Annotated in this window: 12 protein-coding genes; 7 read left to right on the top strand and 5 right to left on the bottom strand. The window is 62.3% G+C overall.

The genetic code is table 11. The features are described from left to right. Window positions 1-17 precede the first annotated feature (17 nt). From ACWKV7_RS19100 to rsxA, 4 genes are read right to left on the bottom strand one after another with little or no spacing between them, the layout of a single operon-like run. The gene (locus ACWKV7_RS19100; RefSeq protein ID WP_483859284.1) at window positions 18-1,049 is read right to left on the bottom strand and encodes an RnfABCDGE type electron transport complex subunit D; all 1,032 of its coding nucleotides are present in this window, start codon (window positions 1,047-1,049) and stop codon (window positions 18-20) included. Between the two features lie 35 nt (window positions 1,050-1,084). Continuing rightward, complete coding sequence (gene rsxC / locus ACWKV7_RS19105) at window positions 1,085-3,577, bottom strand: electron transport complex subunit RsxC (RefSeq protein WP_483859375.1); 2,493 nt, start codon at window positions 3,575-3,577, stop codon at window positions 1,085-1,087. 14 nt (window positions 3,578-3,591) lie between these two features. Beyond that, window positions 3,592-4,167, bottom strand: coding sequence for an electron transport complex subunit RsxB (gene rsxB, locus ACWKV7_RS19110; protein WP_483859285.1), 576 nt, complete (start codon window positions 4,165-4,167; stop codon window positions 3,592-3,594). Further along, complete coding sequence (gene rsxA / locus ACWKV7_RS19115; RefSeq protein ID WP_483859286.1) at window positions 4,164-4,748, bottom strand: electron transport complex subunit RsxA; 585 nt, start codon at window positions 4,746-4,748, stop codon at window positions 4,164-4,166. Before rsxA ends, rsxB begins: the two co-directional genes overlap by 4 nt. A gap of 281 nt (window positions 4,749-5,029) precedes the next feature. Here rsxA and ACWKV7_RS19120 point away from each other — a divergent pair, with 281 nt between their 5' ends. Genes ACWKV7_RS19120 through ACWKV7_RS19145 form a run of 6 tightly spaced genes read left to right on the top strand, consistent with a single transcriptional unit; the run spans window position 5,030 to window position 11,160 of the window. Beyond that, a complete protein-coding gene (locus tag ACWKV7_RS19120) occupies window positions 5,030-5,407 on the top strand; it encodes a type IV pilin protein (RefSeq protein WP_483859376.1) in 378 nt (125 codons plus the stop codon). Window positions 5,408-5,412: 5 nt separating this feature from the next. Continuing rightward, window positions 5,413-5,970 (top strand): type IV pilus modification protein PilV, encoded by a 558-nt coding sequence (pilV, locus tag ACWKV7_RS19125; RefSeq protein WP_483859287.1) that lies wholly within the window; start codon window positions 5,413-5,415, stop codon window positions 5,968-5,970. After that, a complete protein-coding gene (locus ACWKV7_RS19130; protein ID WP_483859288.1) occupies window positions 5,967-7,127 on the top strand; it encodes a PilW family protein in 1,161 nt (386 codons plus the stop codon). Before pilV ends, ACWKV7_RS19130 begins: the two co-directional genes overlap by 4 nt. Further along, complete coding sequence (locus tag ACWKV7_RS19135) at window positions 7,124-7,603, top strand: PilX N-terminal domain-containing pilus assembly protein (protein WP_483859289.1); 480 nt, start codon at window positions 7,124-7,126, stop codon at window positions 7,601-7,603. The genes ACWKV7_RS19130 and ACWKV7_RS19135 overlap by 4 nt, the downstream gene beginning before the upstream one ends. A 24-nt stretch (window positions 7,604-7,627) precedes the next feature. Beyond that, on the top strand, window positions 7,628-10,636 hold the full coding sequence (locus tag ACWKV7_RS19140) for a pilus assembly protein (protein WP_483859290.1): 3,009 nt from the start codon (window positions 7,628-7,630) through the stop codon (window positions 10,634-10,636). Window positions 10,637-10,674: 38 nt separating this feature from the next. Continuing rightward, window positions 10,675-11,160: a GspH/FimT family pseudopilin gene (locus ACWKV7_RS19145; RefSeq protein WP_483859291.1), complete on the top strand. Its 486-nt coding sequence runs from the start codon at window positions 10,675-10,677 to the stop codon at window positions 11,158-11,160. A 101-nt stretch (window positions 11,161-11,261) separates the two neighbouring features. Here the strand turns inward: ACWKV7_RS19145 and metG are convergent, their stop codons facing one another. Next, on the bottom strand, window positions 11,262-13,298 hold the full coding sequence (gene metG / locus ACWKV7_RS19150; protein WP_483859292.1) for a methionine--tRNA ligase: 2,037 nt from the start codon (window positions 13,296-13,298) through the stop codon (window positions 11,262-11,264). A 173-nt stretch (window positions 13,299-13,471) separates the two neighbouring features. Here metG and apbC point away from each other — a divergent pair, with 173 nt between their 5' ends. Further along, window positions 13,472-14,560 (top strand): iron-sulfur cluster carrier protein ApbC, encoded by a 1,089-nt coding sequence (gene apbC / locus ACWKV7_RS19155; RefSeq protein ID WP_483859293.1) that lies wholly within the window; start codon window positions 13,472-13,474, stop codon window positions 14,558-14,560. Window positions 14,561-14,584 lie beyond the last annotated feature (24 nt).

Genomic DNA, 14,584 nt, shown 5'->3' on the forward strand with positions numbered 1-14,584 from the left:
TTTCCGGCAACAAGGCGTCACTCCCCCAGTTTGAAGCCGCGCTCGGCCTTGCGGTGGCCGTAGGTGCGCGGGCGGGTGTAGTAGTCGATAGTCGGTGCCGTCAGGTTCATCAGCAACACGGCGAAGGCGACACCGTCCGGGTAGCCGCCCCAGGCGCGAATCACATAGACGAGGATGCCGACCCCGGCGCCGAAGATGATCCGCCCCAGGTTGCTGGTGGCGCCGGATACCGGGTCGGTGATGATGAAGAAGGCACCGAGCATGGTGGCGCCGCTGAGCAGGTGGAACAGCGGCGAGCCGTGGCTGGCCGAGCCGGAACCGTTCCAGAACACCAGGCTCATGGCGAGCAGCGCAGCGAGCATGCCCAGCGGCGCATGCCAGCTGAGCACACGCTTATAGAGCAGGAACAGGCCGCCGGCGAGAAACGCCAGATTGACCCATTCGACGCCGGCGCCGCCGAAGCGGCCGAAGGCCGGGTTGCTCGCCCATAGCTCGTCGATGGTCAGGCGGTTATTGACCTTCAGAGCGTCCAGGGCGGTGGCCTGGGACCAGCCGTCCGGCAGCGCGGCAAGGCCGAGAATCTGTTGCAGGCCTTCGAGCATGCCGACCGCGTGGGGAGCCGGCCAACTGGTCATCTCCACCGGAAACGAGATCAGCACCACGACGTAGCCGAGCATGGCCGGATTGAAGGGATTCTGGCCGAGCCCGCCATATAGCTGCTTGCCGAAACCGATGGCGAAGCCGATGGCGATCAGGCTCAGCCACCAAGGGGCATAGGGCGGCAGGGCCAGCGCCAGCAGCACCGCGGTGACCAGCGCGCTGCCGTCCTTGAGGAAGAAACCCACCGGCCGGCGACGCAGGCGCAGCAGGGAGGCTTCGAAACCCAAGGCCAGGGCGCAGGCCCAGAACAAATTGAACAGGGTGCCTACGCCATACAGCCAGGTTAGCGCCACAATGCCGGGCAGGGTGGCGGCGAACACCAGCAGCATGACCCGCTGGGTGCGATTGCTGCCCGTGGTGTGGGGCGAAGTGATGCGGGGCAGGGCCATCGGCTCTCCGGTTTGGCGTGCTTCTGTGGGGCGGCCTAGGAATTCTGGTGTGCTTGCAGCTTGTGCTCGGCCTCGGCGAGTCGGGCCCGGGCGGCTTCGAGCGCTTCCGCTGCGGCCTCGCCGTCGCGCTCCAGCTTGCGCAGGTCGGCGCGGGCGAAGGCTACTTCAGTCTTCAGTGCGCGCGTTGCCTCGTCTATCGGGTGCTTTTCCGTGCGCACCAGTTCGGACACGGGTTTGTTCGAGGCTTCTTCGGCCGCGTGCAGTGCCTGCTCGGCATCGCCCGCGGCATCGCGCAGCTTGCTCAATTCGGCAGGCCCGGCGCCGGCTTTTTCAGCTTTTTTCAGCTCCGCGCGTTTCATCGCCAACTCGATCTTGGCCCGCTTCAGCCGGTCCACGTCCTGGGCGTCGGCCTTCTCCGCCGGGGAGCTTGCCGGCTGGGCGTCCAACGCGGCCAGCGCCTTCTCGGCAGCATCGAGCTGGCTGCGCAGTTGCTGCTGCTCGGCGTGTTGCTCGGCGCTGGGGTTCTCGACTTTTTCGGCCTTGCGCAGCTGGGCGCGCAGCATGGCAGCTTCGATCTTGGCTTTCTTCAGCGCGTCGTCGTTAGCCGGTTGGGTGGCGGTCGGCGCCGACGGTGCTTGCGCTTGCAGGGTGGCCAGCGCCTTCTCGGCGGCATCGAGTTGGCTGCGCAGTTGCTGCTGCTCGGCGTGTTGCTCGGCGCTGGGGTTCTCGACTTTTTCGGCCTTGCGCAGCTGGGCGCGCAGCATGGCAGCTTCGATCTTGGCTTTCTTCAGCGCCTCATCGTTGGCCGGTGCGACCGTGGCTGCTGGTGCAGCGGCCAGGGCGGCCGCCAGGGCCTGTTGGGCGGCGTCGGCGGCGGCGCGCAACTCGGCCACCTGGGCCTGCAGCTCGGGGGTGTCGTGGGCAGCCAGCTGCTTCTCGGCCTTCTTCAACGCAACCTGGGCCATGCTGGCTTCGATTTTCAGCTTCTTCTGCGCGTCGCTCAGCCCGGACGGCTTCGGCGCTGCCCCGTGGACGGCATCGTCGGCCAACTGGGCGGGAGAGGTCTCCGCTTGCAAGGCCTTGGCCCGCGCGGCGCGTTCGGCGCGCGCCTGGCGCTCGGCTTCCTTTCGCTCTTCCTCGCGACGCAGGCGATCCTGACGCAGTTCGAAGCGCTGCTTGGAGTGCTCGGCTTTCTGCTGTTTCTGCTCCAGCTCGCGAATCTCTCCCTTGGCCGCTCGGAAGTACTGTACCAGCGGGATGGTCGACGGGCAGACGTAGGCGCAGGCGCCGCATTCGATGCAGTCGAACAGGTTGTGGGCCTTGAGCTGGTCGTGCTCCTGGCCGATCGCGAAGAAATGCAGTTGCTGCGGCATCAGCATCGCCGGGCAGGCTTGCGCGCACTCGCCGCAGCGAATGCAGGGCAGTGGCGGTGGCGGAGGTGGCAGTTCGACGGCGGTGGCAGCGAGCAGGCAGTTGCTGGTCTTGATCAGCGGCACATCCAGCGAGGGCAGGGTGAAACCCATCATCGGACCGCCCATGATCAGGCGATCCAGCTTGGCCTTGTCCAGGCCGGCGAATTGCAGCAGCTCGCCAACCGGTGTCCCGAGCAACGCCTCGACGTTCATCGGTCGCGCCAGCGCCTCGCCGGTCAGCGTGGTAATGCGCGAAATCAGCGGCTTGCCGTGAACCACCGCCTCGTGGATGGCCACGGCGGTGCCGACGTTCTGGCAGAGAATGCCAATGTCCGCCGGCAGCCCGCCGGAGGGCACTTCGCGCCCGGTGAGGATCTGGATGAGCTGCTTTTCCCCACCGGACGGGTACTTGGTGGGGAACACGCGAACCTGGATCGGCCGCTCGCCGATGGCCGCGCGCACGGCGGCGATGGCGTCGGGCTTGTTGTCCTCGATGCCGATCAGTACTTCGTCGGGTTGGATCAGGTGGGCGAGAATCTCTATGCCGCTCACCAGTTCGGCGGCTTTCTCGCGCATCAGCAGGTCATCGGCGGTGATGTACGGCTCGCACTCGGTACCGTTGATGATCAGCGTGTGGATTTTCTGCGTCGGCCGGGCGGTGAGCTTGACCGCCGTAGGGAAGCCGGCACCGCCGAGCCCGCTGATGCCGGCCTGGCGGATCTTCTCCAGCAGGGCGGCGGGTTCCAGGCTGCGATAGTCGGGGCAGGGGGCCAGGTCCAGCCATTGGTCCTCGCCGTCGCAGTCGATGACGATGGCATGGGCCGGCAGGCCGGAGACGTGGGGGTAGGGCTGCGGTCCGATGAAGCTGACAATGCCGGAGCTCGGCGCATGCACGGCGGCACTCACGACACCACTGGCCTTGGCGATCAGCTGACCCTTGAGCACAGCCTCGCCCACCTCCACCAGCGGCTCCGCCGGTGCGCCGATGTGCTGGGCCAGCGGCAGGATCAACCGCGCGGGCAGCGGTACGGCCTGGATCGGTGAGCGGTTGGAGAGCTCCTTGCGCTCCGCTGGGTGGATGCCTCCCGGGATGTCCCAGATCATGGCTGTGCCCATGTGTTGCATCACGCTCATGCGGCTCGCTCCCGATCACTGGCGATCAGTTGGCTGGGCGCCAGCGGCAGCTCCCACTTCCAACCCTGCAGGCTGCTGCCCAGCGGCACCATGTCGATGCAATCCACGGGGCAAGGCTCGACGCAAAGATCGCAGCCGGTGCATTCGGAGACGATCACCGTGTGCATCTGCTTGGCCGCGCCGACGATGGCATCCACCGGGCATGCCTGGATGCATTTTGTACAGCCGATGCACTCGGCCTCGCGGATATAGGCGACCATCGCCGGCTTCTCACCTTCCACTGCGTCCAGCGGTTCCGGCTCCACGTCGAGCAGGTCGGCCAGGGCCTGGATGGTCGCCTCGCCGCCGGGCGGGCACTTGTTGATCTTGTCGCCGTTGACGATGGCTTCGGCGTAGGGCTTGCAGCCTGGATAGCCACATTGGCCGCACTGGGTCTGCGGCAACAGCGCATTGACCTGGTCGGCAATCGGGTTGCCCTCAACGCGGAAACGCACCGCGGCGAAACCGAGAATGGCACCGCACACCAGGCACAGCGCGAGCAAGGCAAGAATGGCGCTGACTACCAAGCTCATAGCTTGATCAACCCGGAAAAGCCCATGAAGGCCAGGGACATCAAGCCGGCGGTCACCATGCCGATGGCTGCGCCACGGAAGGGCGCCGGTACGTCGGCGATGGCGATGCGCTCACGCATGGCGGCGAACAGCACCAGCACCAGCGAGAAACCCAGGCCGGCGGCGAAGCCGTTGGTGGTGGCGGTGAGGAAGGTGAATTCGGTCTTGTTGGCATTGATCAGGGCAACGCCGAGCACGATGCAGTTGGTGGTGATCAACGGCAGGAAGATCCCGAGAACGCGATAGAGCAGGGGACTGGTCTTGTTCACCACCATCTCGGTGAACTGCACCACCACGGCGATCACCAGGATGAAGCTAATGGTGCGCAGGAACTCCAGGTCCAGGGGCTTGAGCACGTACTGCTGCACCAGATAACTGCACATCGCCGCCAGGGTCAGCACGAACGTAGTGGCCAGGGACAGGCCGATGGCGGTTTCGATTTTCTTCGACACGCCCATGAACGGGCACAGGCCGAGGAACTGTACCAGCACGAAGTTGTTGACCAAGATGGAGCTGACCAGGATCAGGGCGAATTCGGTCATGGCGGATTACCGTCGCAGGCTGGCTCTAGGGCTGGGAAGAGGGGGCTTATTATCGGGGAGTCGCTTAAGGGCTGCAAATGGCCTGGTTGGAAACCATTCATTGCCTCAATTCGACGCGCTGTCCGACAATCCTACCGTCTGTCAGTGTGACACGGTGTCAATTTGGTGGCACGACTACTCTCAAGATGCGAGGAGCTGGATGCGAGGCCGAGTGCCAGTGGACGGTTAAAGGTGTGTTGCGAGCACTGTAGTCCGCGGGAGGGTGCACTGTGTCCAAACAGATGCGTGGTTTCACGCTGATCGAGGTGATGGTAGTTGTAGCCATCATCGGCATTCTCGCGGCCATTGCCTGGCCAAGCTATCAGCAGTACGTCATCCGCAGCAAACGTTCCGCCGCCCAGTCGGCGATGATGGATATCGCCATCCGCCAGAAGCAGTTCCTGCTGGCCAACCGAGCCTATGTCGACAAGGCGACGCTGGAAGGCAGTGGCTATGCGCTGCCGGCTGATGTCAGCGCGGCCTACACCTACATCATCACCCTCGGCGCCGGGCCAGCCCCCAGCTTCACCATCACTTTCACCCCCCAGGGAACGCAGGCCAGTGACGGTGTCCTTACGCTCAACGGCCAAGGGGTGAAAACCCCGGCGGACAAGTGGTGACGCCCGTGCGCCAGCCTATCTCTTTGCAGCGCGGTGTCAGCTTGATCGAGATGCTGGTCACCATGGTCATACTCGCCATCGGTTTGCTGGGTGTAATGGGACTTCAGGCGCGTTTGCAGGAGTCGGAAATGGAAACCTATCAACGCTCTCAGGCGCTGATCCTGCTGGAGGACATGGCGCAGCGACTATCGGCCAATCGAGGTGCGGCCTCCAGCTATGTGACGGGTAGCGCCAATCCCGTGGGTGCTGGGATGAGCTGCCCGGCTACGACTGCGACCCAACGGGATCGAGACCTCAAGGAGTGGTGCGAAGCGATGCAGGGCGCCGCAGAAACCCTCAGCGGCTCACGTGTAGGTGCCATGCTAGGTGGGCGGGGCTGTGTGGAGTCGCTAGGAAGCAATCAGTACCTGGTCACTGTGGCCTGGCAGGGGCTGGCGCCGCTGACGGCTCCCCCTGCCGGCGTGGCCTGCGGGCGCAATAGCTACGACACTGCGGGCAGTTCGTGTACCGGCGACCGCTGCCGTCGCGTGGTTACCACTCTGGTACGGATCGCACCGCTATGAAGAACTCGCCTGCCTTTAAGCATTCGCCGCGGTCGACCGAAGGCTTCGGTCTCATCGAGCTGATGGTGGCGATGGCTATCGGTCTAGTTATCACTGTCGCCACCCTCACGCTCTACGTGGATATGAGTCGTAGCAATAACGAGCTGGCCAAAACCAACACCCAAATTGAAAACGGCCGCCTGGCGATTCAACTATTGCGTGACGACCTGATGCACGCGGGATTCTGGAACGGCTACATCCCGAATTTCGATGACTTGACGTTCAATGGAGCGCCCTCGGATTATCCCAGGGATATTCCGTCACCGTGCCTGGGCTATACCTCTTGGACCAGCCAACACCGGGAGAGTCTGATTGGCGTCCCAGTGGCGCTGTATGTCGACGTCCCGTCTGGTTGCTCGAGTCAGCTGCCCGATAAGCAACCCAATAGTGACGTATTGGTCGTGCGACATGTGCAGAGCTGCGTCGCTGGTGCGGCCAATTGCGAAGTGCTCACCGGTGGAAAACTGTATTGGCAGACATCGTTCTGTGAGACCGAGGCTCGTTATCAACTGGGTGATGCAGGTCTAACATTGCGCCGGCGGGACTGCACTGCACCTGCCGAGATCCGCAAATTTGTCAACAACATTTATTACCTGCGCAACTACGCCTTGGACCCTGGTGACGGAATTCCCACCCTGATGCAGTCGTCGTTCGACTTGCTGGGAGGGAATCTGGTACAGCAGCCCGCCGTGGCCATGGTGGAGGGTATCGAAGCGATGCGTTTCGAATTCGGTGTGGATGACCGCAGCGACGCCAATCAGCCGATCAGCCATACACAGGCAATTACCTGGGCCAACCCGCAGAGTCGGTCGTCCCCGACCAATCGAGGAGACGGCGCTGCGGATCGCAGTTGCACTTCAACCACTTGTGCTGCCTCTGTCACACCGGTGTGCGACATGGAGCCGATCAAACCAGCGCTGTGCAGCATGGTCGATGCCGTGGTGGTTAAGGTCTATCTCCTTGTGCGCAATCTAGAACCCACCCTGGGATATGTCTCTAACCAGCAGTACTCGCTCGCTGGTCAGACCTACGGCCCTTTCAATGACAACTTCCAACGTCACGTCTATTCGACCACCGTTCGCCTGACCAACATCTCAGGTAGGAGGGAAACTCCATGAAAAGCTTGCCTCTGCGGCAGCGGGGAATGGCCCTGGTCATCACCATGATCATGCTGCTGCTCATGACACTGATGGTGTCCTCGAGCTTCACCCTCAGCACTACCAATCTGGAGGGTGTAGGCAACCAGCAATGGCGCAGCGAAGCGCTGGCGGCAGCTGATTCGGCCATCGAGCAGGTCATAGGTTCGTCCTTCACGGCTGCGCCGGCGGCCCAGGCTATCAGTGTGGACATGAATCAGAACGGCTCGGCCGACTATGTGGTGCAGGTCTCCCAGCCTGTGTGCGTCAGGGCCCGCCTGGCCAGCGTGGCTCCGCCGAGCAGTCTGACCCTGGTCAATATGTCGAACAACACTTGGAACACCATCTGGGAAATCGTCGCCACGGTACAAGATCCAGTAAGTGGCGCTTCGGTGCGAGTGCGCTCCGGAGTGCGTGTCTTACTTTCCGATGCTGTCAAGAACGCGATCTGTGCTTGAGCGAGCTGTCATGAGGTACGCGTTATGAAATCTATCATTTGCAAGTCTCTGTTGTTCATGACAGCTGCCATGGTGACGGCCGAACGGTCGCTCGCCGAGGATATCGACCTGTTCGTTGGCAACCCCAGCAGCGTTGCGGAAGCGCCCAACGTGCTGATCATTTTGGACAATACGGCTAACTGGAATCTGCCTTTCGCTAACGAGAAGGCAGCGCTGGTTTCAGTGGTCAATGCGCTTCCGCCAGACAAATTCCGTGTCGGACTCATGATGTTCACCGAAACAGGCGCAGGTAATTCCGGCAATGATGGCGCTTACGTCAGAGCGGCGATCCGGCCGTTGGATGCCGCCCACAAGACGCGCATGCAAAACCTGGTCAACAGCCTGCATCAAAACAACGACAAGTCGAACGGCGGCAAAGTCGGCAAGGCCATGCAAGAGGCGTATCTCTACTTTGCAGGAGGAACGCCAGACGCTGGCAATAATAAGGTCAAAACCGACTTCACCGGCAACAGTGGGGTAAATGCCGCCTCCGATGCCATTTACGCCGTAGCCGGTAATGCCTTGGCCAGTAAGGGCAGTAGCACCTATCTCTCGCCGGTTGTCGCCGGCTGTGCCAAGAACTTCATCATCTACATCAGCAACGGCGCCGCTCAGGACAATAATGCCGATACCGCACAGTCCACCAGTGCTTTGGCTGCCGCTGGCGGCGCTACCACCACTATTCCGATCACTCCGAGCGGTTCCCAGAGTAATGTGGCTGACGAATGGGCCCGTTTCATGAAGAAGCACAACCTGGGCGTGACGACGTACACCGTGGACATCGACAAGATCACCACGGGGCAGGGGCCCGGCTGGACCGCATTGTTGCAAAGCATGGCCCGCGTAAGTGGCGGCAAATACTTCGATGTCAGCAGCGGCACTGGTGGATCGCAAATCGTCAACGCCTTGAATGCGATCTTCTCCGAGATCCAGGCGGTAAACAGTGTTTTTGCGTCGGTCAGTCTGCCGATCAGCGTGAATACCCAGGGTACTTTCCTTAACCAGGTGTATGTCGGCATGTTCCGCCCGGACCAGGATTCCTTCCCTCGTTGGTTCGGTAATCTCAAGCAATACAAGCTCGGCCTGATTAACAATGATCTTCGGTTGCTGGACGCAAATGACGCAAGTGCGATCAATAGCGCAACGGGATTCATCACTGAATGTGCTCGCAGCTATTGGACGCCTTCGACGGTCGATAACTACTGGGCGTTCAGTCCGCGCGGCGAATGCCTCGCGGTACCCGGTTCCGATATCTCCAACTATCCGGACGGAAATGTGGTCGAAAAAGGGGCTCAGGCTCACCGCCTGCGTAACGCGGCCACTCGTACTGTGTACACTTGCTCGCGGACCTTTGGCAGTTGCACTTCGCTGACATCCTTCAGCACCGCCAATTCCGACATTACTCAAGCCAGCCTCGGCGCAGCTGACGCTACCGCACGCAGCAACCTGATCACCTGGGCACGTGGGCAGGACCTGCTGGAGGAGAATGGTAACAACAACACCGCTGAGGTACGGCCATCCGTGCACGGCGATGTGGTCCACTCACGGCCAGTGGCGATCAACTACGGTACCGATGCCTCGCCAGAGATTGTGGTGTTCTACGGCGGCAATGACGGTGTACTGCGTGCCGTGAATGGTAATCGGACTGCCAGTCAGGTTGGTTTCACCGCGGGCAGCGAGCTGTGGTCATTTATGCCGCCGGAGTTCTTCGGCAGCATCAAGCGGTTGTACGACAACACCAACACCATCAGTTTCCCAGGCAGCACCGGCGGTACGCCGAAGTCCTACGGTATGGACGGTGCGGTGACTGCCTACAAGCAAGGCAACAACGCTTGGTTGTATTCTACCCTGCGTCGTGGTGGTCGCGTGCTCTATGCGTTCGACGTGTCGGTAGGGGGTACGCCTACCCTGAAGTGGAAGCGGGGCTGTCCGAGTAACTTCCCTGCTTCGGGCGCGGTCAGTGATGCTGACTGCAGCGCAGGGTTCAGCGGCATCGGCCAGACCTGGTCGGCACCTAAGGTTATCAAAACTGCCGGTTATGGTGCGGGAGCTGCTCCCATGCTGATCATGGGCGGTGGTTACGATACTTGCGAAGATGCCGACCCGCACAGTTGCACCAGTTCCACCAAGGGCAACAAGGTATACGTGCTCGACGCAGATACGGGGAGTCTGCTGCGCACCTTCGACACGGATCGCAGTGTCGTGGCCGAAATCCTAGTGGTGCCGGACAGTAGCGGCTTGGGCATCTACGGTTACGTGGCGGACCTGGGTGGAAACGTCTACCGCATCACCATGGGGAATGCGGCTCCGGGCGCCTGGAGTATGGTGAAGATTGCCGCGCTTGGGCCGGATCGCAAGTTCATGTTCGCACCGGATGCCATCGTAGACGGTTCGGACTATGTCCTGCTGCTCGGCTCGGGGGACCGGGAGAAGCCCTTGCTCAGCTACACGGGCGCATCCAGCGCCACCAACTACTTCTTCATGCTGCGGGATAGGCCGACCGATCCAATCTGGCTGACGAACGAGGTCGGGAATTGCGGGTCCGCTCGGTTGTGCCTGAATTCGCTGTTGCCGATCACCAGTTCGGCAACGCCCAACGCCAATGACTTGGCAACGAAGAAGGGGTGGTACCTGGGCTTGAGCCCGACCGAGCAGGTCGTGACCTCGGCCATAACCGTGTTCGGCGTGGTGACCTTCAGCACTCACCAGCCGGCGGTGGCGACGCCAGGGGTGTGTGCCAGCCTTGGGGAAACGCGTGTCTACAACATCAACTATCTGAACGCCGAAGGCAACGACGGCCAGCGTTACTCTGACCTGGCCGGCGACGGCCTGCCACCTTCACCCGTGGCGGGCATGGTGACTCTGGACGATGGTCGGACGGTGCCTTTCGTCATTGGCGCCAACCCCAATTCGCCCCTCGAGGGCAGCCCACCTGTGCAGCCGCTGTCTGTGCTGCAGCCAACGGCGCGGGTCTATTGGAACATCGAGGACTAGGAGGGTAAGTCATGGCTAGGCGGCTTGGAGGTGGCGACATGCATGGCTTCACTCTGGTGGAGCTGATGACGGCGTTGGCCATCGCGGCCATTCTTGCGGGATTGGCGATACCGTCGTTCGACAATTTCATCCTGTCTACACGGCTGCGTACCTATGCCAATGATTTCGCCGCCAGTGTGCAGATAGCGCGTAGCGAGGCGAAGAAGCGCAATACCGTGGTGACTCTCTGTCCTTCCAGCGATGGCACCAGCTGCGCTAACTCGGGCAATTGGGAGCAAGGCTGGATCGTACTCAGTGGTACTACCGTGTTACGCCACCGCCAAGCGACCGCCTCAGGCTATCAGATGAGTTCGAGCGTTACTGCGCTGTCTTTCCAACCCAGCGGGTTCGGTTCCACGCAGGCGACGCTGTTGGTGTGCCGAGCATCGCCAGTGGGGAGCCAAGAGCGCGAGGTTTCCGTTTCCGCCACGGGGCGCACTCGGGTGAAGAAAACCTATGAAGAGAGCTGCCCGACGGGCTCCTGAGGATCGGGTCTGGGTCCGATGCAAGGGGCGTTGGACGGCCGCGACTTGCGTGCCCGTTCATTGTCTATCCAGCCATATCGGCAGCGCTTCGTGCTGCTCTCTTACTTCACCCTCTGCCCCGGCTTCGCACCGCTGTCCGGGCTAAGCAGGTAGATTTCCTCGCCGCCGGGGCCGGCGGCGAGGACCATGCCTTCGCTGATGCCGAATTTCATCTTGCGCGGAGCCAGGTTGGCGACGTAGAGGGTGAGGCGGCCTTCCAGCTTGCTCGGGTCCGGGTAGGCGCTCTTGATGCCGCTGAATACGTTGCGCTTGGCGTCGCCGATGTCCAATGACAGGCGCAGCAGCTTGTCGGCACCCTCGACGAACTCGCACTTCTCGATCAGGGCGATGCGCAGGTCGACGGCGGCGAAGGCGTCGAAGTTGATTTCCGCGGCCAGCGGTTCCTTGGTCAGTTCGCCGTTGCCCGTGGGGGCGGCTTCGGCGGCGGCGAGGTCTTCTTTGGAGGCTTCGATCATGGCGTCGATTTTCGCGGGCTCGATACGGGTCATCAGGGGGGTGAAGGCGTTCAGTTGGTGATTGGCCAGCAGGGTCCCGTGGTCGTCCCAGCGCAGCGGGGCGACGTTGAGGAAGGCCTCGGCATCGGCGGCCAGTTTCGGCAGCACGGGCTTGAGGAAGATCACCAACTGGCGGAACAGGTTGATGCCCTGGGCGCAGATTTCCTGGACTTCCGCCTGTTTGCCTTCCTGCTTGTTCAGGGCCCAGGGCGCCTTGTCGGCGATCCAGGCGTTGGCGCGGTCGGCCAGCGCCATGATCTCGCGCATGGCGCGGGCGAAATCGCGGGCCTCATAGGCCTCGGCGATTCCGGGGGCGGAGCTGCGGAACGCTTCAGTGAGTTCCGGCGCGGCATTGCCGGCCACCAGCACGCCGCCATTGCCCTTCTGGATGAATCCGGCGCAACGGCTGGCAATGTTCACCACCTTGCCCACCAGGTCGGAATTCACCTTCTGCACGAAGTCTTCGAGGTTGAGATCGAGGTCGTCCACGCCGCGGCCGAGTTTGGCGGCGTAGTAGTAGCGTAGGTATTCCGGGCTCAGGTGATCGAGGTAGGTGCGGGCCTTGATAAAGGTGCCGCGCGACTTGGACATCTTCTGCCCGTTCACCGTCAGGTAGCCGTGCACGTTCACGCCGGTCGGTTTGCGGAAGCCGGCGCCTTCGAGCATCGCCGGCCAGAACAGGGCGTGGAAGTTGACGATGTCCTTGCCGATGAAGTGGTACAGCTCGGCGGACGAGTCCTTGCCCCAGAAGGCATCGAAATCCAGCTCCGGGCGCTTGGCGCAGAGATTCTTGAAGCTGGCCATGTAGCCGATAGGCGCATCCAGCCAGACGTAGAAGTACTTGCCCGGCTCGCCGGGAATCTCAAAGCCGAAGTAGGGCGCGTCGCGGGAGATGTCCCACTCCTGCAGGCCGCTGTCCAGCCATTCGGCGATCTTGTTGGCCACCGCTTCCTGCAAGGTGCCGCTGCGGGTCCAGCTCTTCAGCATGGCGTCGAAATCGGGCAGCTTGAAGAAGAAGTGCTGCGATTCCTTCAGCACCGGCGTGGCGCCGGAAATGGCCGACTTGGGGTTCTTCAGTTCGGTCGGCGTGTAGGTTGCGCCGCATTTCTCGCAGTTGTCGCCGTACTGGTCCTCGGCCGCGCACTTCGGGCAGGTGCCCTTGATAAAGCGGTCGGCGAGGAACATGCCCTTCTCGGGATCGAAATACTGGGTCACCGCGCGGGTGGCGATGTGCCCGGCGTCGCGCAGGCGGGTGTAGACCAGGCTCGCCAGTTCGCGGTTCTCTTCCGAGTGGGTCGAATGGTAGTTGTCGAAGTCCACCAGGAAGTCGGCGAAGTCGGCGGTGTGCTCGGCCTTGACGTTGTCGATCAGTTGCTCGGCGGTGATGCCTTCCTTCTCCGCGCGCAGCATGATCGCCGAACCGTGGGCGTCGTCGGCGCAGACATAGATGCACTGGTTGCCGCGCAGCTTCTGGAAGCGCACCCACATGTCGGTCTGGATGTACTCCAGCATATGGCCGAGGTGAATCGAGCCGTTGGCGTAGGGCAGGGCGCTGGTGACGAGAATCTTGCGGGCTTCGGTCATGGTGATCGGCTGCACTGGTAACACAAGGGAAGTCGGCAACTATAAAGGAAGCTGCAAGTTGCAAGCTACAAGCGATCAGGAAAAGCAAGCGTCGGCAGCTGCCAGGGCGGCCACTCGCCTTGCCGCTTTCAGTTAGGATAACCGCCTGTTTCGCTCAACCATCGGAGTCAGCCATGAGTTCTGTCACTCGCGAGGCGGTGGAAGCCGCGCTGCGCCAGTACACCGACCCCCATCTCGCCCTGGACCCGGTCAGTGCCGGCTGCGTGCGGGCAATCGATATCCAGGACGGGCGCGTTGCGGTGCAACTGGAGTTGGGCTACGCCGCCGACCTGTTCAAGAACGGCTGGGCGCAGGTGCTGCAAACGGCGGTAGCGAACCTGGAGGGGGTAGCCTCCGCCAGGGTCGAGATCGATTGCGTGGTCGCTGCACACAAGGCCCAGGCGCAGGTGCCGGCCTTGGCCAATGTGAAGAACGTGATTGCCGTGGCCTCCGGTAAGGGTGGTGTGGGCAAGTCCACCACCGCCGCCAACCTGGCGCTGGCCCTGGCGCGCGAGGGTGCGCGGGTCGGCATTCTCGATGCGGATATCTACGGGCCGAGCCAGGGTGTCATGTTCGGCATCCCCGAGGGCACGCGGCCGGAAGTCAAGGACCAGAAGTTCTTCATCCCGCTCAAGGCCCATGGCGTCGAGGTGATGTCCATGGCTTTTCTCACCGATGACAATACGCCGATGGTCTGGCGCGGGCCGATGGTCTCCGGTGCGCTGATCCAGCTGATCACCCAGACCGCCTGGGATGATCTCGACTACTTGGTAGTGGACATGCCGCCGGGCACCGGCGACATCCAACTGACCCTGGCGCAGAAGGTGCCGGTGGCCGGCGCGGTGATCGTTACCACGCCGCAGGACCTGGCCCTGCTGGATGCCAAAAAGGGCGTGGAGATGTTCCGCAAGGTGAACATCCCGGTGCTCGGCGTGGTGGAGAACATGGCCGTGCACATCTGCTCCAACTGCGGCCATGCCGAGCATCTGTTCGGCGAGGGGGGCGGCGAGAAACTGGCGGCGCAATACGGCGTCGACCTGTTGGCGTCGTTGCCGCTGTCGATGCTGATCCGCGAGCAGGCCGACGGTGGCAAGCCGACCGTCATTGCCGAGCCGGAGTGCCAGATTTCCATGGTCTACCAGGAGCTGGCGCGTCTGGTCGGTGCGCGCATTGCCTTGGGTGACCAGGCGGGCATGCCGAGCATCGTGATTTCCGAAGACTGAAGTCCGCCTGCCGAAGCGTACCGC

The sequence above is a fragment of the Zestomonas ipomoeae genome (assembly GCF_057128665.1).

What these genes read in the sequence shown, in the direction of transcription:
- ACWKV7_RS19140 (WP_483859290.1), top strand. Translation starts at nt 7,628, where the DNA reads ATGAAATCTATCATTTGCAAGTCTCTGTTGTTCATGACAGCTGCCATG.
- ACWKV7_RS19145 (WP_483859291.1), top strand. Translation starts at nt 10,675, where the DNA reads ATGCATGGCTTCACTCTGGTGGAGCTGATGACGGCGTTGGCCATCGCG.
- rsxA (WP_483859286.1), bottom strand. Translation starts at nt 4,748, where the DNA reads ATGACCGAATTCGCCCTGATCCTGGTCAGCTCCATCTTGGTCAACAAC.
- apbC (WP_483859293.1), top strand. Translation starts at nt 13,472, where the DNA reads ATGAGTTCTGTCACTCGCGAGGCGGTGGAAGCCGCGCTGCGCCAGTAC.
- ACWKV7_RS19120 (WP_483859376.1), top strand. Translation starts at nt 5,030, where the DNA reads ATGCGTGGTTTCACGCTGATCGAGGTGATGGTAGTTGTAGCCATCATC.
- metG (WP_483859292.1), bottom strand. Translation starts at nt 13,298, where the DNA reads ATGACCGAAGCCCGCAAGATTCTCGTCACCAGCGCCCTGCCCTACGCC.
- ACWKV7_RS19100 (WP_483859284.1), bottom strand. Translation starts at nt 1,049, where the DNA reads ATGGCCCTGCCCCGCATCACTTCGCCCCACACCACGGGCAGCAATCGC.
- rsxB (WP_483859285.1), bottom strand. Translation starts at nt 4,167, where the DNA reads ATGAGCTTGGTAGTCAGCGCCATTCTTGCCTTGCTCGCGCTGTGCCTG.
- rsxC (WP_483859375.1), bottom strand. Translation starts at nt 3,577, where the DNA reads ATGGGCACAGCCATGATCTGGGACATCCCGGGAGGCATCCACCCAGCG.
- ACWKV7_RS19135 (WP_483859289.1), top strand. Translation starts at nt 7,124, where the DNA reads ATGAAAAGCTTGCCTCTGCGGCAGCGGGGAATGGCCCTGGTCATCACC.
- ACWKV7_RS19130 (WP_483859288.1), top strand. Translation starts at nt 5,967, where the DNA reads ATGAAGAACTCGCCTGCCTTTAAGCATTCGCCGCGGTCGACCGAAGGC.